Genomic DNA, 20,593 nt, shown 5'->3' with positions numbered 1-20,593 from the left:
CTGACCAATTTCGAGGTTCGAGGATGGGGGGTTGTAAATAGGATGGCCACGGCCAAGTCAATAAAAAAGCCGCCCCGGAGACCGGAGCGGCTTTTCCAGGAAAAATCAATCCGATCAGCGGCGCGGGCCGCGCGCCACGCGCTCGATTTCCTCGCGCACCAGCCGTTCGACCAGAGTCGGCAGATTATCATCAAGCCATTCACGCAGCATCGGGCGCAGCATGTCCTCGGCAATCTCGTCCAGCGACCGACGCTCGGCACCGTCGATCGCCGCGGCAAGCTCCTCGAAGGAGCGGCTGATCTGCAGACCGGCATCTTCCGAAAGCAGGGCCGGCTGGACCTCCTCGACAACGCTCGGCAGGAAACGCTCGGTCGATGAAGGAGCGGGCTCCAAAGCCGGTGGCGCAGTTTCGGCGGCAGCAGCGGCTTGGTCGGCGACGGCGACCCGCGGTGTTTCGGCAAGCGCCGGCTCAAGCGGCTGCCGGACGGGACCAGAGGAAACGGGTGCTGCGGCAGTGGTAAAAACAGGCTCTGCCGGCTGCGGCTGCGGACTTGCAGCGCGCGGCGGCTCCGGCATGACGGTCGGCTGCGGCTCCGGCTGGCGGAAGCCGCTCGGAATTTCGCGCAAGGCTTGACCGGCCTGCACGGCGCTGCGCTCGGAGGCGGCGCGCACGCGGGCCGCGACATCGGCAAGCGACAGCGCGCGGGCCGGAGCTTCGGTCTCAGGGGCGGTGCCGGCCGAATTGGCGGCGACGAAACGCGGATCGGACGAGCGCATGGCCGGTTCGGGAAACTCGACGCCGGCATAGGTGTCATCCACCGTCAGATGGATTTCGGAGCCGTTGTCGTCGTCGTCAGCACCGTAAACCGGCGGCACGGAAGCTGAAATCGCCTTGCCGGCGCCGGGTTCATTGCTTTCGATGATCTGGCGGATGGAGGCCAGAATTTCTTCCATGGACGGTTCACGCGCTACACTTGGCTGAGCCATATCTATCCCCGTTATCCCAACACAACGATCGGACGGTGTGGAGCGTTCATCCGAATCACCACGACCTTAGAATACCCCAGACGCGAAAAAAATCATCGAGAATCAAATGAATGCGGCCATGCACAGTTTTGTTACCCAATGTTTGCCGCCCGCCATCCGGGACGACAACGCCAGGATAAAAATATGTTTGTGAAGGCTTTCCGGCAGAACTGACAGAAACGGGCGCCAATGGCGCCCGTCGCTCGAATTCACCAGGGAGAACGACGTCAGAAAACGAATTCGCGCGCCTTGGCAAAACCCGGCAGTGGCTTGACTGAAGCGTTGAAGAAGACGTTTTCCGAGATGGCGCCGCGCTCGGCGACGAAGACCTTGGCGCGAGCGGCATTGCCATAGCCTTCGACCGTGACCAGACGGCCGCCATCGCGCAACTGCCCGAGAAGAGCGGCCGGAACCTCCTCGACCGCGCCGTTGACGAAGATCAGATCATAGGGAGCGCCGGCGGCATAGCCTTCTTCGAGGGGACCGGTCACGACCTCGATCTTGCCATAGCCGGCAAGGTTTGCCTTCGCTTCGGCAGCCAGCGCCTCGTCGCATTCAAGGGCAATGACCGAGCCGGCGATGATCGACAGCAGCGCCGTTGTATATCCCGTGCCGCACCCGACCTCGAGCACGAAATCGTCTTTGCCGATGGCGGCCAGCTGCAGCAGCTTGGCAAGCGGCGAGGCCTCCATCAGGAAGCGGGCCGGCTTGCCCGGCGCGGCGGGTGATATTTCGACGTCGTTGTCGATATAGGCCAGCAGCTTTGATTTCTCCGGCACGAAAGCCTCGCGCGGCACGGTGAGAAAGGCCGTCAGCACGGAATGCGAGGTAACATCCGTCGTGCGGATTTGGGTGTCGACCATCTTTGCGCGCGCTGCTTCGAAATCCATCATGTCCTCTCGCTCTTGAAAGCGGTTCCTGTCCCTCGTCTCTTAATCTCCGCCACGGATGCTTTCAAGACTTGGCAACGGTCGGCGAAAAGAATCCGCCAGGCGGCTCTTTCTCGCCACAGGAGGCAGGGCGCTGCAACGCAAGCGTGATATGCCCTCCCCCTCATGTTATAATGTGCAGCGGAGTGAATAGGAGGAGCAGGCCAATGTCTGCGATTTTCGAATATTTCACGCTGTTCGATTTTCTTATCGTCGCAGCTCTCGTCGGCATCTTTTGCTGCGGGCTGCTGGACGGTGAGACGACCTGAGGAGATCGAGCGCCGAGGCACACTCCGGCGCAGCTTGCCTGGAGCCCGCGACCATCCGAGGCGGGGACGCGGCTTGGGTGCGCTTGACCGTAAATCAGCGTGCGGCCGAGCGATCACCTCGAAATCAGCGAGGTTCCACAACCCTTTACAGCGCTGAGGAGAAATTGGAGGCCTCGCCCGGAATTGAACCGGGGTACAAGGATTTGCAGTCCTCTGCGTCACCACTCCGCCACGAGGCCTCACCTGTGACCGACATCGAAAAATATCGTGTGGTGGCCGCGATTTAGACCAGCTCTAGAATGAGCGCAAGACCTTTCATTCTGAATGGGATCCTTTTTTCATTCCAGATAGCGTTGGCGGAAAATCCTGCGTGACCCGCTCCACGCTTGGATGATGATAGTGGGTTAACTACATACCAACAAAAGTCCAGCCCTTCGGCATCACCCCAAATAGTTACGATTGCAATGCGAACCGATTTGGTTGATCCCCATTTTCTGGGGAGAAATCATGCACGACGCGACATTCGGCGGGACTGCCAAAGACATCTTTTTTTCACTGCTTGCCACGCTCAAGCGCCTCTCGAGGATCTATGTGAACGGAGGCAAGGAAGACGAGTGGGGCTATGCCCTCGTTACCGATACTGTCACCGACATCAACACGAAGATGCCGATCACCGGCCACGTGATGCGCAAGGTCGTCGACGGCAAGTTTGTTCACCGCCAGATGACAGAGGAAGAGTGCGAAGATTTCGACGCCGGCCGATCCTGGTGAATTGCCTGCCACTCGGGACATGAAAAACCACCGGCGGCATTTTGGACAAATTCCCAACTTGACTTAGAGCGCCTGCCCGCCATCTTATCGCCGTGGGAGGGATAGGAGCTGCGATGGAATGGGCTGCCCTCAAAGAAAGGCAGGGACGTGCGGCATATGATGCCGAGACCCGGGATCTCCACGTAAAGTTCGCCGGTTCCGCGCCGGTGAAACATGCGAATATTCCGCCACATGTCTACCAGAACCTTCTGGAAACGAACGATCCGCACTTCTATTACCGGTATTATATCGCGCCATCGCGCGTCTCACCGGCCCGTCGACAACCGGTCTCGATGGTCGTCCACGGACTGAAGCTCGTTCTGCTTCTTGCCGCCTGCAGTGTGTTGATGGCAACCGAGCTGGATCCGGGCCATGGCGGGATTTTCGAGGAAAGCGAACTGAGATCGAATTAGAATCGCAATCATCCGGATCCATGCAGCTCGAACTCGACGGCGGGCCCCTGTGATCAGCAGACGATGATGCCGACGCTCTCAAGCGAGGTCCTGTTCTGGGAGCGGTAGCGGCGATCGTCCCGACCGCGGTCGTTCCTGCCGTCGCGCTCATTACGGCCGTTAAAATTGCGATAGTTGCGAGGCCCGTTATACCAGCCTTCGCCTTGATCGACGACGCACCCTTCGGGGCGGCGGCAGATACCGCTCGCGTCAAAACCTCGGCTGTCGACGGCCTGGGCCTCGGCTGATGTGGCTGAGACCATCGCCGCTACGGAGAAAACTGCAATAAAAAATGGCTTCATATCCTCACCCGGATTGTCGTGGTGCGTTTCAGCTCCATAAACCACCAAGGCCGAAAACGATCCACGTTCCGCAGGGCGTCTCCCGCGACCGCCGTTAGCCGGCCGGCGTTCGCCGCCTGTGCCACCAGACTGCCAGCCGGCGCCGAAGCCGGCGGGCGATGGAAAGATCATGCGAAAGCACCAGGAGGCCGAGGGGCAGCATCCAGAAGCCGAGGACCGGCAGGAAGCCCAGCAATCCACAGAAAACGAGGGCCGCACCGATTGCCATCCGTCCGATGCGTGAGTGCGGCATGCCAATGCTGAAGGAGCCGAGCATAAGCCTGTGGTTTACGTGGTCGATACCGAAGCGCCCTGCCCGCCTTCTGCGCTTTTCGCTGCCCGTTGTCTCTTGGCGATCATTCCTATTTGTCATTTCTCAGAGATGGGCGCAGACTGTCCAAATACAAGTTCATTTCATTTTTTTGAAAAAACTGCTTGGCAAATCGGGCAAGCATTTGTATTAGCCCACTCACACCGCGCCAAGCAGTGATCCCTGGTAGCTCAGCGGTAGAGCATTCGACTGTTAATCGACAGGTCGCCGGTTCGAATCCGGCCCGGGGAGCCAATTCTAGAAATAAGTGCCTGTTTTGTTGAGCAATCCGAAGGCAGGCACTTACTTCCCCGCTTTCCCCCAATTTTGAAGTCATATGTTGCCGTCGCCTAGGCTATAATTTTTCTGTCACTGATTTATCCCAACGTTAATTCCGCCGTTGGCGGCACACCGACCGTAGGCGGCAAGGCACTCCTCTAGCCTAGTCCTAAATCCGCACCCGCCTGAACCTTGCGAAAGTTCCCAAGGCGCGTGGATTCGGATGTACTGGCGCCGTGCTAATGCAAAAGAAGGGTCGGCGCTGGCATTCGCCCGATCCTTCTCTTTTGCGACAGTTCAGTGGCTACTGCTGATAGCTGCCTTCCCTGTCCGAGACCTTCACTCCCTCGCACCGCAGCTGGGCAGATCCAGACAGGTATCGGCGCAGGTCACCCTACTGCATGTTTTCATGCCGAGGGCAGTTGCCGTTAGTGCTGCCGACTAAAAGTCAAAATACACGGTCACACCTGACCGACGGCGATAGGGGTAATCGTCGCGATAGCCGTAATAGTCGCGATAGCCGTGATAGTCGCGGTAGCCGTAATAACGCGGACGATAGCACGAGCCGTAATACCGGCAGTCGCGGTAAGCGTACCGGTGTTTCTTCCAGTGGCCATACGCATGTCCATTACCGTGGTGACGGTGTTTGACCTGCTCGACGTCGGCGGTGTGTATAGCTACCGCTTTCGACACGACAATCGGCGCGGCGTTAAGCGGCAGCGCGAAAGATGCAGACAAGACAATGGCTGCAAGCGAGGAAAAAAGCATCTTCATCGGCGCATCCTTTCAAGCTGCGATTCTGGTTTAACAAGCATTAACCTCCGATGAACGACGGCCCGCTCACAAAAACACCAGACGACGCACCGCTGGTTTGGCCGCGGGTGGTGCTCGAGCCGGCCATTGGTGTTCAGAGCAAGCGCACACGGGCAGTCAGCCGGCGGCGACCGGTTATCGAGGGAGCGCGCCCGGCGCTGCTGCCTGACCGCCGGCATAAGGTCGATAAGATATGAAAATGGCACGCCCATTAAGTTGGGCGTGCCGAGTTACCGATCCGTGCTCCGATAATGCGACTTACCAGGTCTGGCGATTATACCAGTCGTCAATGTCTCGCCGGGTACGGTCTTTCTCGTAGCCGTAGCGCTCCTGGATCTTGCCTTCGAGCTGATCGCGCTTACCGTTGATGACGTCAAGATCGTCGTCGGTCAGCTTGCCCCACTGCTCCTTGACCTTGCCTTTCATCTGCTTCCAATTGCCTTCGACGCGGTTCCAATCCATGGCTTATTCCTCCTGTCGTTAGGAAAGAGGAACGGAGATGAGCGATAAGGGTTCCGCTTCGGCAGGCCGCCAGCCAGTACAGAATCAACATTCTTCGTATGGGCAGCGAGTGGCAAGACTCCACCTCGCGCGGCTGGAGGCTCCGATTGGGTGTTCAGCATGTCGGATCGAGCGCTTTGTTCTCGCAATTTTGGTCGTCCGACCCCAGACATCGGATTTGAAGCGGCTCCCTCTCTAATAGCTGCACGAACGGCCGTCGCCGGGCCGGAAGCCGTCGGCGCAGGCCGGGTTCATGGAATCGCCAGGCTGGTATCCCGATGCCGAGCCATATGAATTTGGCGGCGTCGAGCAAGCTGAGGCAATGACCGACAGGCCAATTGCTCCGGCCGCTAAGAATGCTCGAAATCTGTTCATGAATACTTCTCCCATTTCCGCTGCGCTCGGTAAGCGAGAGTCCCTTCTTCCAGAACCACGGGAGCATTTCCCGAACTCCTCCGAAATCACTCTGCGGCTGAAGATATAGGCGCGACTCTCAACGGACGTCAGCTTCAGCCGCGAAAATTGGTGCGGGTCGTTAAAAATTATGCGTGCAATACGTTCATATCGTCGGCCATCCTCGCGGTATTAAAAGATAGCACAAAGCATATGGCGCCCCGGAAGCGATACTGACTTCCGGGGCAAGTTGACGAAGCGGCTCGAGCTTTCAGCGGCATGCATTTGCCGCGTCGGGTTGTGTCGAGCTATTGCCGGAGGTGGGAGCCGGGTTGCCGGTGCCGCCGGCCTGCTGGCGCTGACAGTCGTTCGGATCGCCGCCGGATCCGTTCGCACCGGTCGCACCGGCGCCGACAGTCGTATTTGCGCCGGCACCGCTGGAGTTCGTGTTGCCGGAACCGCTGGCGTCCGAACCAGACATGGTGCCGCTGCCGGAACTTGAGGCTCCGCCGCCGCCGCTGCCCGATCCCGACCCTCCACCTGATTGCGCCATTGCCGACGTTGCCAGGCCAATCGTGATTGCTGCTACTGCCATTATTCTCAGAAGCATTGGATATCCTCCTCGCTGCTTCATTGCCGATAGGCAGCAAACAAAAGCCTCTGGAGATTGTTTCAGTTCGAAAACGTACAGGAACGCCCCTGCGTCGCTCACCGCCTCGGCCGATGACCGAACGAACGGCGGAAACGCCTTCATTCTTGACTCGAAGGCGTATGAGAACATAATAGGAACATCGGTGGGCGCAAATGAAAATCGGATTGGAAGCTCTGAAGGAGATCGAGGTCGTGCGTCCGCAGGCAGCCGAAAAATTAGCAGAAGAAACGTTGAGAGGAGAAGTCGACGCAGTTGTCGCTTTTCACCAAGGGGACGTCCGTGCCGCCATTACAACGCTGCTGCTGGATTGCCGTCATCTCAGACTTCAGCTCGCCCTGAGAGATAAAGGCGTGAGCCGCGGCATGGCCTGTGAACGGACAACGACCGTTGAAAGGCCATGAGACATCGTCGCGGTATCGGCCTCGCGCCTCCTGATCGCCACTCCGTCGAAATCGAAAGGGCAACATTGGCGACGTTGCCGGAGTGGTTCGTCATGTATGCCCGTTGCCACGCATGTCGCCGCCAGATGTTTATCGAGCGGCGGAATATTGCCCGGCGCTGCGGCCAGAACCTGTCTCTCGCCAGTCTGGCCAAACGCCTTCAATGCCAAGGATGCGGCAAGACCGCTCCGGCAATCTGCTGTTCCTTCAAATGCTGCCGCGCGACAGACAGGCAACCGCGCGCTTCAAACCCACCGCTTCCACCGGCGGGAACAAACGCCATCGTTAAAAGTTGTGTGGCATCAAGCACGTAACGTCGCCTTTGACAGGAGGTCTCTCATGGGTCGCGGTATTCTACTTTGGCTGCTTGGCGTTCCACTGCCGATCATCATTCTTCTGGCTCTGTTTATGCGATAGGAACGGATCATGTCGGTTTCAATGACAGGTTCCGGAGAGGTTGCTGCTCCGGTCGAATCCTCCAAATCCGCCATGACATGGGGACCCATCTTCGGTGGCGCGGCCGCCGCCATCGGAGTAACCCTCATCCTTCTTCTTCTGGGATCCGGGCTTGGGTTGACGATGGTGTCGCCCTGGTCAGGACAAAGCAGTTCGCTCGGCACGCTCGGCATCACAGCGGCGATCTGGCTCGTTCTCGTGCAATGGCTCTCCTCCGCGCTCGGAGGCTATGTAACCGGCCGCTTGCGCACAAAATGGGCCGCCGTCCACACCGACGAGGTTTTCTTCCGCGACACCGCGCATGGTTTCCTAAGCTGGGCTCTGGCAACCATCTTCGTCGCCGGATTCCTTGCGTCGTCGCTGACGTCGCTCGCCGGCGCCGGTGCACAGGCGGTAGGATCGGCCGCGCAAGCCGTAGGCTCGACCGCCGCGGCCGCCGGTACGGCAGCAGCAACGTCGTCAACCTCGCCGCTGGATCTTTCCACCGCCTATTTTACCGACGCATTGCTACGCCCTGACCAGGCGCGTGCGGCAGCGACATCCAACGATGCTGCGGCAACGTCGGAAGTCTCCCGCATCCTCCTCAATGGCGCTGCCGAAGGGCAAGTTCCAGATGAGGACAAGGCCTATCTTGCCACCATCGTCTCTGCGCGGACCGGTCTCTCCGAAGCCGATGCACGCGCCCGCGTGGATGCTGTGCTGAAGCGTATCGACGACGCTAAGGCTGCCACGCAGAAGGCTGCCGACGAGGCACGAAAAGCCGCCTCGACCACGGCATTGCTGGGATCCTTGTCGCTTCTGGTGGGCGCCTTCATAGCCGCTGCGGCTGCGGCTCTGGGAGGATCGCAACGCGACGCAGAGGAAGATCTCGTCGTCACATCCCGCCTCTAACTGAGGGGGGCGCGGTCTCAACGGCGCGCCCCAGTCCTCGGCTCGGCAGTCAGCCTGACCAAAAGCACGCACGTCACGCTAAAGCCAGTAGAGGAGCGTATGAAGACGTGAAACGCCAAAGCGCATCTGAATAATCGCGACACGCCTGGTGATGGAAACGGCTACGATCTGCTCCATCTTCCTTTATGGGACTGTGGAGAGCCATATGCGCTGGCGCTTTCGACTGATTTCCGACCTCGCCGTTTCATGGGCAGGGCACCGTGTGGTTCCTGTCGCGCTGATTGGGTTCATAACTCTATGGACGGCAGTCGGTTTAAGATTTTCCTTTCCCCGGCAGTGGTTTCTGCTGACCAACATGGTGGGCACGCTCGTCACATTCCTTATTTTGCTGCTGCTGCAGCACTCCCAAAATCGGGACATGAAGGCACTCCATGCCAAGCTCGACGAACTAATCCGATCAAGCGAGGCAGGAAACCATTGGATTGCAGCTGAGAAGAAAGATGCCGACGCTATTGAAGAGATGCGGCAGCAACATCAAGACCAGATTTCGGCGAAGCGAGTGTGAGGAGATGGGCGCCTCTAACCGGACGTTGCCTCTGCGCCGGATTTCTCGTCCGATTTCTCATCCGCCTTCTCCTCGACGCTTTCGGCCTTTTCTGCAAGCGTCTTGCTCATTTCCCTGAGCTCGCCCTCGTCGAGCTTTTCGATGCCAACAAATTTATTGGCGGCCTGACTCGTCAGAATGAGCTCGTCAAGCTTGGCCTGCAAAGCCTTTCCGTCACGGTTCTGGCTGTTCTGCAACACAAACACCATCAGAAAGGTGATGATGGTGGTCGTCGTGTTGATCACGAGCTGCCACGTTTCGGAATAATCGAAATATGGCCCGGACACTGCCCAGACGAGGACGAGCATCAGAGCTGCGATAAAGGTGAACGGCCTTCCCGACAGCTCGGCGACGGCGGTTGCGAAGGAAGAGAAGAAGTTGGATTTGTTCGACATTCGAGAAGGCTCCCGCAGCATCAATGCTGTCAATCGACAACATCAACTCCACATCCGGGCGGAAGTTCCTCATGCCGTCGAGGTCGATCCGGACGGCATGCCCAAGGCATGAGATTGCTGGTCAGACGCGTCGGATCAAACCCGATGAATCAGCGTTTCTGTGATTTGGCAACGGCCTGCTTCTGGTGGCTGAGGACCAGTTCGATCTGGACATCTTGTTGAAACTCCATCACCCGCTGACCGACAAGGCTCTCCGGCATTCCCGCGGCGAGAAGCTGATCGGCAAGCCTGCGGCACTCGGCCTTCCAGAATTCGACTGCGTCCGCGCCATGCCGGCGGCCGAGCTCCCGGGCGCAGCGCTCGATATTGGCAGTTCCGGTTGCGGAGGGAAAGGCAATAACCTTGCCTTCGTGAGAGCTGGCGGCGGGGCGGCAGGTCGTTTCAGTGGCCATCGAATACAGGTTTCCTTTGATCCTATATGTTGTCTACGGGAGGATGGTTAATGCTTTCTATTCGTTCGCCTCTTTCAATGCCGAGACTCTGCGTCACTGCCGTCAGATCACCGCATCTTCGGCCTTGACGCCGCCACGCCGATACGCCGACAGTCTCGGTCACAATCGACACCTTGAGGCAGCAGAGACCAACGATGACGATAACCGCCCCCCGCGATTTCCTGAAAAGCCTGTTCGACGCGGCAGTTCGCGCGGCCGATCCGCTGACCGGCATCAAATCGCACCTGCCGGAGAAACCGAAAGGAAGAACCGTCGTGATTGGCGCCGGCAAGGGCGCGGCGCAGATGGCGCGGGCGCTCGAAAGCGCATGGGCCGGACCGATCGAGGGGTTGGTGGTCACGCGATACGGCTATGGCTGCGAAACGCGCTTCATCGAGATCATCGAGGCAGCCCATCCGGTGCCCGACGCTGCTGGGTTCGCTGCCGCCAGACGGTTGATGGAAACGGTGAACCGGCTGACGGAAGACGATCTCGTGATCGCGTTGATCTGCGGCGGCGGCTCGGCACTGCTGCCCGCCCCGCCGGAAGGATTGACGCTCGAAGATGAAATTGCGCTCAACGAAATGCTGCTTGCGTCGGGCGCGCCGATCTCGGCGATGAATGTGGTGCGCAAGCATCTCTCCACCATCAAGGGCGGAAGACTGGCGGCAGCGACGAAAGCGAGAGTCATCAGCCTGATCGTTTCGGATATTCCCGGCGATAACCCGGCCCACGTCGCCTCCGGGCCGACGGTGCCCGACGGTTCAACACGGCACGAAGCGCTGGAGATCATCAGGCAGTATGGATTGCAGCTGCCGCAGGCCGCGCTCGACCATCTGAACTCGCCAAAGGCAGATGCACCGCGGCCGGACGATCCGATATTCCTGCGGCACGAGCATCACATCATCGCCTCTGCGGGCGTTTCGCTGGCGGCCGCCGCCGCCGAGGCGGAATCACAAGGGATCACGCCGGCAATCCTTTCGGATGCCATCGAAGGCGAATCGCGTGACGTGGCGCTGGTGCATGCGGCCATCGCCCGCGAGGTCCTCGGGCGGAACAGGCCATTCTCGAAGCCGGCCGTCCTCCTGTCCGGCGGCGAGACGACGGTGACGCTGAAAGCCAAAGGCGGCAAGGGCGGGCGCAATGGCGAATTCACCCTTGCCATGGCGCTTGCAATCGATGGGCAAGACGGCATTGCTGTGCTGGCTGCCGACACCGACGGGATCGACGGCTCGGAAGACAATGCCGGCGCCTTTGCCGATGACGGCACGGTGAAGCGTCTGCGCGCCGCCGGGCTCGATCCGCGCCGGCTGCTCGACGGCAATGACAGCTACTCGGCGTTCAAGGCTATCGGCGATCTCTTCGAGACCGGTCCGACCGGAACCAATGTCAACGATTTCAGGGCGATCCTCATCCGTTAGAGACGACTAACCGGCGATCAGGTCTTGATCCGTCCCTGCCCGACCAGCCAGCCGACCGATTCCTGCACCGCCTGCAGAGACGTATACCTCGGGGTGTAGCCCAACAGGCGCCGGGCTCTGGCAATCGAGCAGTTCGGACTGCGGGCGATGTGCTCCCATGTCGCCTCCGCGTCCTCGGCCGTCTGGCCTTCCGCCCAGGCGTCGAATGGTGCGAAGGTGAGCTTCGGGTCCTGCCCAAACCACCGCGACATGAATTCGGCGTAGCCGCGAAGCGTCACGGCCTGCTCCGATACTGCATGGAAACTTTCGCCGATCGATGCATTCCGATTGGCGATCGCGTCCATGAACATCGCCGCCACGTCGTCGGCATGGACATGATGAACGGTCTCCAGACCGAAATTGGGCAGCGCCAGAGCCTCTCCGCGGGCAAGGGTCGAAAAGACCTGCAGATTGAAATTGCCGGCCGGATTGAGCGGCGCCCATCCGGGGCCGACAATGTGGCCGGGATGAATGATGGTCGCCGGAAAACCCCGAAGTCTTGCCTGCTGCAGCAGATAGTTTTCGATCGCCGCCTTTTGGATGCCATAGTCACCGAACGGAGACTTCGGCGCTTCCTCCCGTGTCGGCACGGCCACCGAATATCCATGTGTCCAAATCGTGCCGGTATGTAGGAAATGGCCGACATGCCCTGACAGCGCCGTCACCAGCTGCTCGGCGCTTTCCAGCGTGAAGCAGATCATATCGATGACGATATCGGCGTTCAAGGCCCGGACGGCCGGACCGAATTCGCCGGTCCGCTCCATCTCTACCCGGTCCATCTGTCGCTGATCGACGGAGGCCCAAGCGCGGTTTGCCGTATAAGGCCTTGCCGCGCCGCGGCTGATGGTGACGACGTCGTGACCCGCCTCCACCAGACGAGGAATGAGATAGGTTCCGACATGGCCCGTTGCCCCAATGACCAAAACGCGCATTGTCTTCCCTCCCGATGGCATGATCCGCTGCGACTATGCTGCGCCGTCCAGCGATCGTGCAAGCAGACTTTTCGTCACGAATGGAGCAGGCCTTCTATTGGTTCCTGAAAACGAGGCAGGTGCCGCCGTGCTTGCGGATCTGATTGCAGACGTCGTTGGCCTCCATACGTGTCTGCCGGGCGATGCGGGCGGCATAACGCGGTCGAAAACCGAAGCTGCGATCGCGCTGACGCAGGATCAGGGGCTGCTCCGCGTTCAATGGCGCAGGCAGATCCAGCACGGCGTCGCGAAACATGCGCCGCGCCACGGCGGCATCGGCATTCGCCGCCAGCTGGACGCCCCAGGGAGCCCAAATGCCCTCCTGACGCCAAGGCGTGTCCTTCAATATCCGGCTTTCGGCCAGCGCCACGCAGCCGTCAAGGAAGGACTTGTCCTTGTCGAGCGGGGCGGCCGCATTCTCAGGCGGATTGTCCTTCCACTCCTCGACCGTGTGCGCGGTGATCGCCATCACGTAGCCGCGCGTCTCGTAGGGTAACCTGCCTGATGTAAGGTAAGTCGCAAGACCTTTTTCGCCGGCGTTGTAGGCGGCCGCGGCAAGGCCGAGATTGCCAAAACGATTTCGCAATTCATCGAGATATTGCGCCGATTTCCTCAAGGCTTCCAGCGCCTGATAGCTGTCGTCGAGGCCGCGAAGTTTCGCCGTTCCAGGCATGAACTGCGCAATGCCCTGCGCGCCCTTGATGCTGACTGCGTCGGGGCGAAAGGTGCTTTCCCGCCAGATGAGTCGGGCGAAATAAGCCGGCGGCAACCGATTGGCCTCGGCGAAATGCTCGATCGCGATGCAAAGGTCACGATTGAAACTGTCCTTGCGGATGCAGAGCCTCTCGCCTGAACCCAAGGCCGAGGGTCCCGAATAGAGACAGGCCGGCTCGGCAGCACTCCCTTCCGGTTGAGCTTTCGGCGTATCGACGCCGGAAAACAGAAAACAAAGCGAAAGCAGGGCCTTCGCCGAATTCCTCAAAATGCCGGACTGACGCTTTCGCCCTATCATCGGATCTCAGCAGGTTAACTTCCATCGCGACGTTCATGCTAGATAACATCGATTAAGGCGCGAAGCTTCCCCATTTCGCAATGCCAGCATGAAAAAAGCCGCCGGGCAATGGCCGCGGCGGCTTCGGGAACGAACTTGAAAGCCGTTTTCAGACCGACGGCTGCTTCGTCTTCCTGAGATAGGGCAGGACGGTATCGAAGGAGCCGAACCGCGCGATCGCATCGTCATTGGAAACGGCAGCGGTGATGATGACATCTTCGCCCTGATTCCAGTTTGCCGGCGTCGCCACCTGGTGCTTGGCGGTCAGCTGGATGGAGTCGATGGCACGCAGGATCTCATTGAAATTGCGGCCCGTCGTCATCGGATAGGTCAGGATCAGCTTGATCTTCTTGTCCGGGCCGATGATGAAGACCGAGCGCACAGTCGCATTGTCGGCAGGCGTGCGGCCTTCGGAGCTGTCGCCGGCACCGGCCGGCAGCATGTCGTAGAGCTTGGCAACCTTCAGATCCTTGTCGCCGATCAAGGGGTAATCGACATCAAAGCCGGTTGCGGTCTTGATGTCGCCCTTCCACTTGGCATGGCTTTCGACCGGGTCGACGGAAATGCCGATGATCTTGACGCCGCGTTTGGCAAATTCGTCGGCGAGGCCGGCCATGGCGCCGAGCTCCGTCGTGCAGACAGGCGTGAAATTCTTCGGGTGCGAGAACAGCACGGCCCAGCCGTTGCCGATCCAATCATGGAAGCTGATCGGTCCCTGTGTGGTGTCGGCGGTAAAATCGGGGGCAATATCGTTGATACGTAAGCTCATGGTCGGCCCTCCAAAGCCAGTGTTGGGGTATTATTATCTCGGATCGCGGTCATGAACGCCTGCTGGAGATGTCGTGGATTGCAAATGTTCAGATCCCAGCAACTGCGGGCAGAAAACCTTCCATCCCAAGGTCTTCCTCGCATCTCCTTAAGCTATATACCACGAGAACCGAAGGCACGCTCTTTCGATTTGCAGCTTGCGCCGGCATTATTTTTCCCGCAGGTCGCACCATGAAAAATCCGATTGCTTTTCCATCGGTGGAGAACCGACCGCCATACCTGCGCCGGATGCGGTGCTCTCTGCAGTTCGGCACGACTATGCCCGTCAGACCGGCCGCTGGCGGCCGTAAAGCAGAAGCATGCTGATGATGACCGCGCCGTAAATGAGTTGGCGGCCCGCTTCCTCGATTTGCATCACCGAAAGAATCGATTGCAGCAGCGTGATCAAGATAACGCCGGCAACCGTCCCGAGGTACGACCCTTTGCCGCCGAGCACGTGAGTGCCCCCGAGGACGACGGCTGCAATCGAGGGCAACAGATAAGCGTCGCCCATGGATTGCGACGCCTTCGATGCATAACCCGCCAACAGAACCCCGCCGAGCGCACTGAGGCCGCCTGACATGACGAAGGCGAGAAGTGTGATACGGCGTGTGTCGATCCCGGACATATAAGCAGCGCGCTCGCGGTTTCCGATTGCGTAAAGCGATCGACCGAAGGTTGTGCGCGTCAGCATGAAGACCGCAAGCAGACCGATCAAGAACCAGACCAGAACACCGTTCGGCAACCCAGGAACCGTGTATCCGGCCGCAAGGAATCGCATGGCCGGCGAGGCGGAATCCTGCGGGGAAAAGCCGCCGGTGTAAACGACCATCAGCCCTTGCGCGACAGCATTGCTGGCCAACGTGATGATCATCGAGGGAATGCGAAGATAGCCGACGGCCAAGCCATTGACGAGACCGATCGCGCAACCGCAGAAAATGCCGAAGGGGATCGCCAGAACCGAACCGGTCGCTCCATATGAAGTCGCGGCGCAGGCCATCATTGCGCCTGTCGTTATCACCCATGGCACAGAAAGGTCGATCTGGCCGAGCAAGATTACCGCCATCATGCCGGTGGCGATGACCCCGAGGAAGGAGGCGACCTTCAGTTGCTGCAGGAGATACTCGGGCGACAGGAAATTTCGCGAGTAGATCGATCCGGCGAGCAGAAGCAGGATGATGCATCCGAAAGCGGTTGCCACCGCCGGATCGACGCCACGCAGCCGTGCCGGCACTCGAAGCTGCCGCAAGGTTGTTTCCTCGCTCATTGAAACCACTCCAGCCGATTGCGAACCCTGGAAAGGCCGATGCAGCCGATGCTGATCGCCAGCATCAACACGACGCCCTGGAATAGCGGCTGCCAAAGCGGATCGAAATCGAAGACGAACAGCAGGTCGCCGATCGTTCGAAATGCCAAAGCTCCGAAAACGGCGCCGACAGCACTTCCCTTGCCGCCCGCGAGGGAAACGCCGCCGAGCACCACCGCCGCAATCGAATAGAGTGTGTAGGCATTGCCACTCGCCAGAGCCGCTTCGCCGGTATAGGAGAAGAAGGTGAGATAGAGCCCGCCGATCGCCGAAAGAAGTCCGGCCAAGGCATAGGCGGCAAGTTTTGCCCGCTTGACCGGCATCGCCGACATGAAGGCGGCATTCTCGGCCGAACCGACGGCATAGGCTGCCCTGCCTATGGTCGAGCGGCTGAACGGTATCCAGATAACGATGATAACTGCGAGAAGGACGGTGAGGCTTGCCGGAACGACCCCGAAAAGCTTTGAGGTAAACGCATCGGCCAGATCCTCGTTGACTGAGCCTCCCGGAGTCGGCCGCAGCAATAGCGCTAAGCCGTAGAAAATCGCGCTAGTCGCAATCGTCGTGACGATCGGCTGCAGCCGGCCGAAGATAATGATGAGCCCGTTCAGCATACCGCAGCCGAGGCCGGCAAGCAGCACCACGACGACGCCCGCCGCTGTCTCCAGCGGCGTTCCGACGACCAGCCAGGAGGCAAGGCAATTGCAGAGGACCAATACCATGCCGGCCGAAAGGTCAATGCCGGCGGTGATGACAACCAGGCACTGGGCCATCGCAACAAAGGCAAGCAGCGTCGCCTTGTTCGATGCCGTCTGCACAACGTTGGGGGTAAAACCCGCCGGGTGGTTCGAAACGTAGAGGGCGAACATGGCGACGAAGAGCAGTGCGGCAAACAACGTTCCCTTCTGTTGCGCATACCAAAACCGTCGTTCGCCAAAAGCCAGTCTGGTCATGGCGCTGCCCTCTGTTGTGCGTGGTCGCCGTCTATATTGAGCGCGGCGCCGATCAGCTCATGTTCGTTGATATCGGCGCCTTCAAGCTCGCGGACAATGCTTCCATCATACATGACGAGTACCCGGTCGCAGCAGCCGATCAGTTCGTCATAGTCGGTGGAGTAGAAGATGATCGCCGCTCCGGCATCCGCAAGCTTGCGCAGCAGCAGATAGATTTCCTGCTTGGTGCCGACGTCTATGCCGCGCGTCGGATCGTTGAGAAGGATGATGCGCGGCCGGTTCATCAGCCATTTGGCAATGACCACCTTCTGCTGGTTGCCGCCGGAGAGGCCTGCAACGGGCATGTCGATCGTCGCAGCCTTGATTGCCAAAAGCTTGAACAGGTCGTCGATTTCGCGACGCTCGGCTAGTCGATCGATGACGCCATTCCGCGAAACCCGGTCGAGAGCTGCAATCGAGAGGTTCTCGCGCACGGTCATCGGCAGCATCAACCCTTCGGTCTTCCTGTCCTCGGGGATCAACGCCATGGATATGCCGTCAGACTTGGCATGACGGGGACTCTTCAGTCTGATCGGCATGCCGTCGATCGCGATCTCCCCTTTCAAGTCACGCAGCACGCCGAAGAAGGCCAGCAGCAAATCACGCTGCCCCTGCCCGTCCAGTCCGCCGAGGCCTATGATCTCGCCCGGCCGGATGTCGAAAGTGATGCCGGAGAGCCGATCGCCCCAGGAAAGATCGCGGCAGGAAAGGATCGGTTTTTTCTCCGGTCGATGCGCGGGCTTCGGCGGAAAGACGTTGGTGTATTCACGACCGATCATCAGTTCGACTACCTGCTGGTCCCTCTTGGTGCCCGCCGGGTAGGTTTCGATGCTACGGCCGTTGCGGAAGACCGTGCAGTCATCGGCCAGTTGGGCGATTTCGTGCATGCGGTGAGAGATGTAGATTAGCGCCATTCCTTCGGCGCGGAGGCGCTTGAGCACGGCAAACACTTTCTCGACATCCGCTTGCGTCAGCGCCGATGTTGCCTCATCCAGGATCATCAGTCGCGGCTTGCGGGCAAGGGCCTTGGCGATCTCTACCATCTGTCGTCGAGACAACGGCAGGTCTTTGACCAAAACCGAGGGATGGATGTCGGACGCGCCGGCGCGGGCGAGCGCTTCCTCAGCGATCCGCCGCTGGGCGCGCCGGTCTATCATGCCGAACCTCTGCGGCGGGTGGCTGATGGCGATGTTGTCGGCGACCGAGAGATCGGGAATGAGCGACAGTTCCTGGAAGACGCAGACGATGCCGGCTGCATTGGCCGCTGCAGGTGAGGCAAAGGTAATCTCCTTTCCATCAAGCAGCATGCGCCCTTCGTCCGGCGCCACGACGCCCGCCATGATCTTGATCAGTGTGGACTTGCCGGCGCCGTTCTCGCCAAGGACGGCATGAATCGCCCCTGGCCGAATGGCGATGTCGGCATCCTTAAGCGCGACGGCTCCGCCATAACGCTTCGATATGCCTTCCATGCGGAAAATCGGTTCGGACAAAGTCATGCGTCCAGCCTCCGTTTGCTCTGTCACGGCCAAGATTGCGGGTGCGAACACCCGCAATCAAATCCGCGGAGGCTGCTATTGGTTCTCTTTCGACTGTCCCATGATTTCCTGGGCCGTGAAATTAATGCCGCAGGTCGGGAAAGAGTTGCCGACGAAGAAGTTGTCGGATTGGGTTGGATAATAGTCCTGACCCTCTTTGAAATCCGGGTCAGAAACCAGCGCAGTCGGGAGCTTGATGGCCTGCGGCACGACCTGCCCCTCAAGCGCTGCGATCGCGGTCTTGATGGCAACCGCAACCTGGGCCGGTCCCGTTCCGGCGGACGAACATTTCAAACCATCGGCGGCATGGGCGGCGCAGAATTTGCGAAAGCCGTTTTCCGTCTCACCGCCGAATGGCACAAAGGGATGTTTTGCATCGATCATCGCCTGCACGACGCCGGTATCGCCGCCCTGGGCGGTGATACCGTCGAACGGACCGTTGGTGGCGATCGCATCGGCAGTCGCTTTCTGAGCAACGCCGTCGTCCCACTTTCCGACCACTTCAGTGACTGTGAATTTCTTGCCGGAGGCGTCCAGGGTTTCATGAATACCATTGTGACGATCCGTATCGACCGAGGTGCCGGCGACGCCGCGGACCTCAAGCACCTTGCCGCCGTTCGGAAGATGTTTGATCAGCCAGTCGGCCCAGAGGACGCCTAGCCCCTTCTGATCGACGTTGACGTTGATCGCGTCCTTGGTGTCGAGGATATTGTCGAAGGCGACGAGTATAACACCGGCCTGCTTGGCGCGCTTAATCACCGGGCCGAAGGCGGTGGGATTCTGCGCGTTGACCACAATGGCGTCGTAACCGGCATCAATGAAGTTGTTGATGGCTGAAATCTGGGCCGGCACGTCCTCGCCCGTCGAAACAACCTTAAATTCTTTGAGCTTGGCGGCGACATCGGGTTGAGCGGCATAGGCCTTAGCCGTCTGGACCATCTGAATACGCCAAGTATTGGCGATGTAGCCGTTGGCCAGTGCGATACGATAGGGACCTTCCTTCTTCGGATATTGCAAGAACTGTGTGTCCGCTGCCCACGGCACCATGCAGCCGGGGTCGGCGGCCGGGCCGGACACGACCTTCGGTTCCGCGCTGGCCGCGCCACACAGCAAGGCAAATGCCGACACCGAAAACGCCGCGATACGTGCGAATTTAGCTTTCTCCACCTTATGCATGAATGTTCTCCTCCTCAGGCGGACTTAGCCGCCTCTTCTAATGCTTTTGATGTGCGTATTTGGCCCGGAAAGATTCCATCCCTATTTTCCGGTACAATTTCAAATTAACATAGTTGACAGCGCTGTCAAATCGCATTTGCTAGCGCTGTCAACTATAGTTTTGGCAGATTCTTACTGTTGAAAAATATGCAACCGATCTCTCAAAACGAGCGGCAGAACATGATGCGGCGAATAACTCTTGATGACGTTGCCAATCTCGCCGGGGTCAGCCCGATCACGGTTTCAAGAGCACTGCGCAAGCCCAATGCGGTCTCGCCTGCCCTGCGGCTGCGCGTCGATGCCGCCGTCAAGGAACTCGGCTACATTCCGAATATAGCGGCAAGCCGCCTTGCCTCCTCGCGCACGCATGCGATCGGCGTGATTGTTCCGACCCTATACAACGTGATCTTCGCAGAATATCTGTTCGCGCTTCACGACGTTCTCGTCGCCGCAGGTTTCCAGCTCATCGTCGTCAACAGCCGCTATTCCGAGCTCGAGGAGGAAAACGCCATCAAGGCTCTTCTCGGACAGAGGGTGGAGGCGATTATCATCACCGGCACGCATCACACGCTTCTATCGCGGCAGCTTCTTGCTCAAGCACATCTCCCCGTGGTCGAGACCTTCGAGCTTTCAGCGGATCCCATTGATCTCAATATCGGCATGTCCCAAGAGCAGGCCGGACAAACCGCCGCCCGGCATCTGATCGAACGTGGCTTCCGCCGGATTGCCTTCCTGACCGGCAATCTCGACCACCGCGCCCAGTCCCGTTTCGACGGCTACCGACTGGCGATGCAACAGGCAGATCTGCCGAGCCTCCGGATCATCGCCGAGAAGCCGCGCCACAGCTCGGTCGCGCTCGGCTCCGATCTCTTCGCCATCACGTGTGACCATGGCGAAATTCCGGAGGCGATCTTCTGCACGGATGACAATCTGGCCCTCGGCGCCATGCAGGAGTGCCGCAAACGCGGCATACGCGTACCGGATGACATAGCGATCATGGGATTTCACGATCTGGAATTCGCCGCCTGCGCCGCGCCCTCCCTCTCTTCAGTCGTGACCCGGCGTTTCGAAACCGGAAAACTGGCCGCTGAAAAGGTGCTCGCCGCCCTAACGTCCTCCGCCGTCTTTAAAGGGGAGCAGATCGACTTGGGCTATGCCTTGATTCCGCGCGAAAGCACGGCAATCTGATTAATTTTTATGCACA

The 20,593-nt window shown here is 59.4% G+C and carries 24 protein-coding genes and 2 tRNA genes; 8 read left to right on the top strand and 18 right to left on the bottom strand.

Annotated elements, in window-relative coordinates; genetic code table 11:
• Positions 1 to 114 precede the first annotated feature (114 nt).
• The 3 genes from NXC14_RS09470 to NXC14_RS09460 all read right to left on the bottom strand — a co-directional run bounded on the left by NXC14_RS09470 (position 115) and on the right by NXC14_RS09460 (position 2,463).
• Complete coding sequence (locus NXC14_RS09470; RefSeq protein ID WP_085777921.1) at positions 115 to 987, bottom strand: DUF2497 domain-containing protein; 873 nt, start codon at positions 985 to 987, stop codon at positions 115 to 117.
• Between the two features lie 266 nt (positions 988 to 1,253).
• Complete coding sequence (locus NXC14_RS09465) at positions 1,254 to 1,919, bottom strand: protein-L-isoaspartate O-methyltransferase (protein ID WP_198175517.1); 666 nt, start codon at positions 1,917 to 1,919, stop codon at positions 1,254 to 1,256.
• Between the two features lie 470 nt (positions 1,920 to 2,389).
• Positions 2,390 to 2,463, bottom strand: a tRNA-Cys gene (locus tag NXC14_RS09460).
• Between the two features lie 268 nt (positions 2,464 to 2,731).
• Here NXC14_RS09460 and NXC14_RS09455 point away from each other — a divergent pair.
• Both NXC14_RS09455 and NXC14_RS09450 read left to right on the top strand, forming a co-directional pair.
• The gene (locus NXC14_RS09455) at positions 2,732 to 2,995 is read left to right on the top strand and encodes a hypothetical protein (RefSeq protein ID WP_085777920.1); all 264 of its coding nucleotides are present in this window, start codon (positions 2,732 to 2,734) and stop codon (positions 2,993 to 2,995) included.
• Between the two features lie 113 nt (positions 2,996 to 3,108).
• Complete coding sequence (locus NXC14_RS09450; RefSeq protein WP_085777919.1) at positions 3,109 to 3,447, top strand: KTSC domain-containing protein; 339 nt, start codon at positions 3,109 to 3,111, stop codon at positions 3,445 to 3,447.
• Positions 3,448 to 3,500: 53 nt separating this feature from the next.
• On the opposite strand, the gene NXC14_RS09445 is transcribed toward NXC14_RS09450, so the two are convergent.
• Together NXC14_RS09445 and NXC14_RS09440 are read right to left on the bottom strand one after the other, a co-directional pair.
• Positions 3,501 to 3,788 (bottom strand): hypothetical protein, encoded by a 288-nt coding sequence (locus tag NXC14_RS09445; RefSeq protein WP_085777918.1) that lies wholly within the window; start codon positions 3,786 to 3,788, stop codon positions 3,501 to 3,503.
• A gap of 94 nt (positions 3,789 to 3,882) precedes the next feature.
• Positions 3,883 to 4,200 carry a hypothetical protein gene (locus NXC14_RS09440; RefSeq protein ID WP_085777917.1) on the bottom strand — a complete coding sequence of 106 codons (318 nt, stop codon included), beginning with the start codon at positions 4,198 to 4,200 and terminating at the stop codon, positions 3,883 to 3,885.
• A gap of 117 nt (positions 4,201 to 4,317) precedes the next feature.
• Between NXC14_RS09440 and NXC14_RS09435 the strand changes: the two genes are divergently transcribed.
• Positions 4,318 to 4,392, top strand: a tRNA-Asn gene (locus NXC14_RS09435).
• A 465-nt stretch (positions 4,393 to 4,857) separates the two neighbouring features.
• Here the strand turns inward: NXC14_RS09435 and NXC14_RS09430 are convergent.
• From NXC14_RS09430 to NXC14_RS09415, 4 genes are all read right to left on the bottom strand, one after another.
• On the bottom strand, positions 4,858 to 5,190 hold the full coding sequence (locus NXC14_RS09430) for a hypothetical protein (RefSeq protein ID WP_085777916.1): 333 nt from the start codon (positions 5,188 to 5,190) through the stop codon (positions 4,858 to 4,860).
• Positions 5,191 to 5,487: 297 nt separating this feature from the next.
• Positions 5,488 to 5,691, bottom strand: a complete 204-nt coding sequence (locus NXC14_RS09425; protein ID WP_009986102.1) for a CsbD family protein — start codon at positions 5,689 to 5,691, stop codon at positions 5,488 to 5,490.
• A gap of 234 nt (positions 5,692 to 5,925) precedes the next feature.
• A complete protein-coding gene (locus tag NXC14_RS33315) occupies positions 5,926 to 6,105 on the bottom strand; it encodes a hypothetical protein (RefSeq protein WP_085777915.1) in 180 nt (59 codons plus the stop codon).
• 289 nt (positions 6,106 to 6,394) lie between these two features.
• The gene (locus tag NXC14_RS09415) at positions 6,395 to 6,733 is read right to left on the bottom strand and encodes an oxidoreductase (protein WP_085777914.1); all 339 of its coding nucleotides are present in this window, start codon (positions 6,731 to 6,733) and stop codon (positions 6,395 to 6,397) included.
• A 206-nt stretch (positions 6,734 to 6,939) separates the two neighbouring features.
• On the opposite strand from NXC14_RS09415, the gene NXC14_RS09410 reads away from it, so the two are divergent.
• The 3 genes from NXC14_RS09410 (at position 6,940) to NXC14_RS09395 (ending at position 9,127) form a co-directional block, all read left to right on the top strand.
• The gene (locus tag NXC14_RS09410; protein WP_085780048.1) at positions 6,940 to 7,176 is read left to right on the top strand and encodes a hypothetical protein; all 237 of its coding nucleotides are present in this window, start codon (positions 6,940 to 6,942) and stop codon (positions 7,174 to 7,176) included.
• Between the two features lie 465 nt (positions 7,177 to 7,641).
• Positions 7,642 to 8,562, top strand: coding sequence for a hypothetical protein (locus tag NXC14_RS09400; RefSeq protein WP_085777913.1), 921 nt, complete (start codon positions 7,642 to 7,644; stop codon positions 8,560 to 8,562).
• 205 nt (positions 8,563 to 8,767) lie between these two features.
• A complete protein-coding gene (locus tag NXC14_RS09395; RefSeq protein WP_085777912.1) occupies positions 8,768 to 9,127 on the top strand; it encodes a low affinity iron permease family protein in 360 nt (119 codons plus the stop codon).
• A gap of 14 nt (positions 9,128 to 9,141) precedes the next feature.
• Here the strand turns inward: NXC14_RS09395 and NXC14_RS09390 are convergent, their stop codons facing one another.
• Both NXC14_RS09390 and NXC14_RS09385 read right to left on the bottom strand, forming a co-directional pair.
• On the bottom strand, positions 9,142 to 9,561 hold the full coding sequence (locus tag NXC14_RS09390; RefSeq protein ID WP_085777911.1) for a low affinity iron permease family protein: 420 nt from the start codon (positions 9,559 to 9,561) through the stop codon (positions 9,142 to 9,144).
• Positions 9,562 to 9,710: 149 nt separating this feature from the next.
• Positions 9,711 to 10,013 (bottom strand): DUF6074 family protein, encoded by a 303-nt coding sequence (locus NXC14_RS09385; protein ID WP_085777910.1) that lies wholly within the window; start codon positions 10,011 to 10,013, stop codon positions 9,711 to 9,713.
• Between the two features lie 194 nt (positions 10,014 to 10,207).
• On the opposite strand from NXC14_RS09385, the gene NXC14_RS09380 reads away from it, so the two are divergent.
• The gene (locus tag NXC14_RS09380; RefSeq protein WP_085777909.1) at positions 10,208 to 11,473 is read left to right on the top strand and encodes a glycerate kinase; all 1,266 of its coding nucleotides are present in this window, start codon (positions 10,208 to 10,210) and stop codon (positions 11,471 to 11,473) included.
• A gap of 17 nt (positions 11,474 to 11,490) precedes the next feature.
• Here NXC14_RS09380 and NXC14_RS09375 read toward each other — a convergent pair whose 3' ends face one another.
• From NXC14_RS09375 to NXC14_RS09345, 7 genes are all read right to left on the bottom strand, one after another.
• Complete coding sequence (locus tag NXC14_RS09375; RefSeq protein WP_085777908.1) at positions 11,491 to 12,444, bottom strand: NAD-dependent epimerase/dehydratase family protein; 954 nt, start codon at positions 12,442 to 12,444, stop codon at positions 11,491 to 11,493.
• A gap of 94 nt (positions 12,445 to 12,538) precedes the next feature.
• A complete protein-coding gene (locus NXC14_RS09370) occupies positions 12,539 to 13,495 on the bottom strand; it encodes a lytic transglycosylase domain-containing protein (protein WP_085777907.1) in 957 nt (318 codons plus the stop codon).
• 148 nt (positions 13,496 to 13,643) lie between these two features.
• Positions 13,644 to 14,303 carry a peroxiredoxin gene (locus NXC14_RS09365; protein ID WP_085777906.1) on the bottom strand — a complete coding sequence of 220 codons (660 nt, stop codon included), beginning with the start codon at positions 14,301 to 14,303 and terminating at the stop codon, positions 13,644 to 13,646.
• A gap of 324 nt (positions 14,304 to 14,627) precedes the next feature.
• Positions 14,628 to 15,608, bottom strand: coding sequence for an ABC transporter permease (locus tag NXC14_RS09360; protein WP_085777905.1), 981 nt, complete (start codon positions 15,606 to 15,608; stop codon positions 14,628 to 14,630).
• A complete protein-coding gene (locus NXC14_RS09355) occupies positions 15,605 to 16,600 on the bottom strand; it encodes an ABC transporter permease (protein ID WP_085777904.1) in 996 nt (331 codons plus the stop codon). Before NXC14_RS09355 ends, NXC14_RS09360 begins: the two co-directional genes overlap by 4 nt.
• Positions 16,597 to 18,135, bottom strand: coding sequence for a sugar ABC transporter ATP-binding protein (locus tag NXC14_RS09350; protein WP_085777903.1), 1,539 nt, complete (start codon positions 18,133 to 18,135; stop codon positions 16,597 to 16,599). The genes NXC14_RS09355 and NXC14_RS09350 overlap by 4 nt, the downstream gene beginning before the upstream one ends.
• 75 nt (positions 18,136 to 18,210) lie before the next feature.
• Positions 18,211 to 19,350, bottom strand: coding sequence for a sugar ABC transporter substrate-binding protein (locus tag NXC14_RS09345; RefSeq protein WP_085777902.1), 1,140 nt, complete (start codon positions 19,348 to 19,350; stop codon positions 18,211 to 18,213).
• 222 nt (positions 19,351 to 19,572) lie between these two features.
• Between NXC14_RS09345 and NXC14_RS09340 the strand changes: the two genes are divergently transcribed.
• A complete protein-coding gene (locus tag NXC14_RS09340; protein WP_085780047.1) occupies positions 19,573 to 20,577 on the top strand; it encodes a LacI family DNA-binding transcriptional regulator in 1,005 nt (334 codons plus the stop codon).
• Positions 20,578 to 20,593 lie beyond the last annotated feature (16 nt).

Source organism: Rhizobium sp. NXC14 (genome assembly GCF_002117485.1).
Taxonomy (GTDB): domain Bacteria; phylum Pseudomonadota; class Alphaproteobacteria; order Rhizobiales; family Rhizobiaceae; genus Rhizobium.
This window is presented reverse-complemented; position numbering and strand designations above follow the sequence as displayed.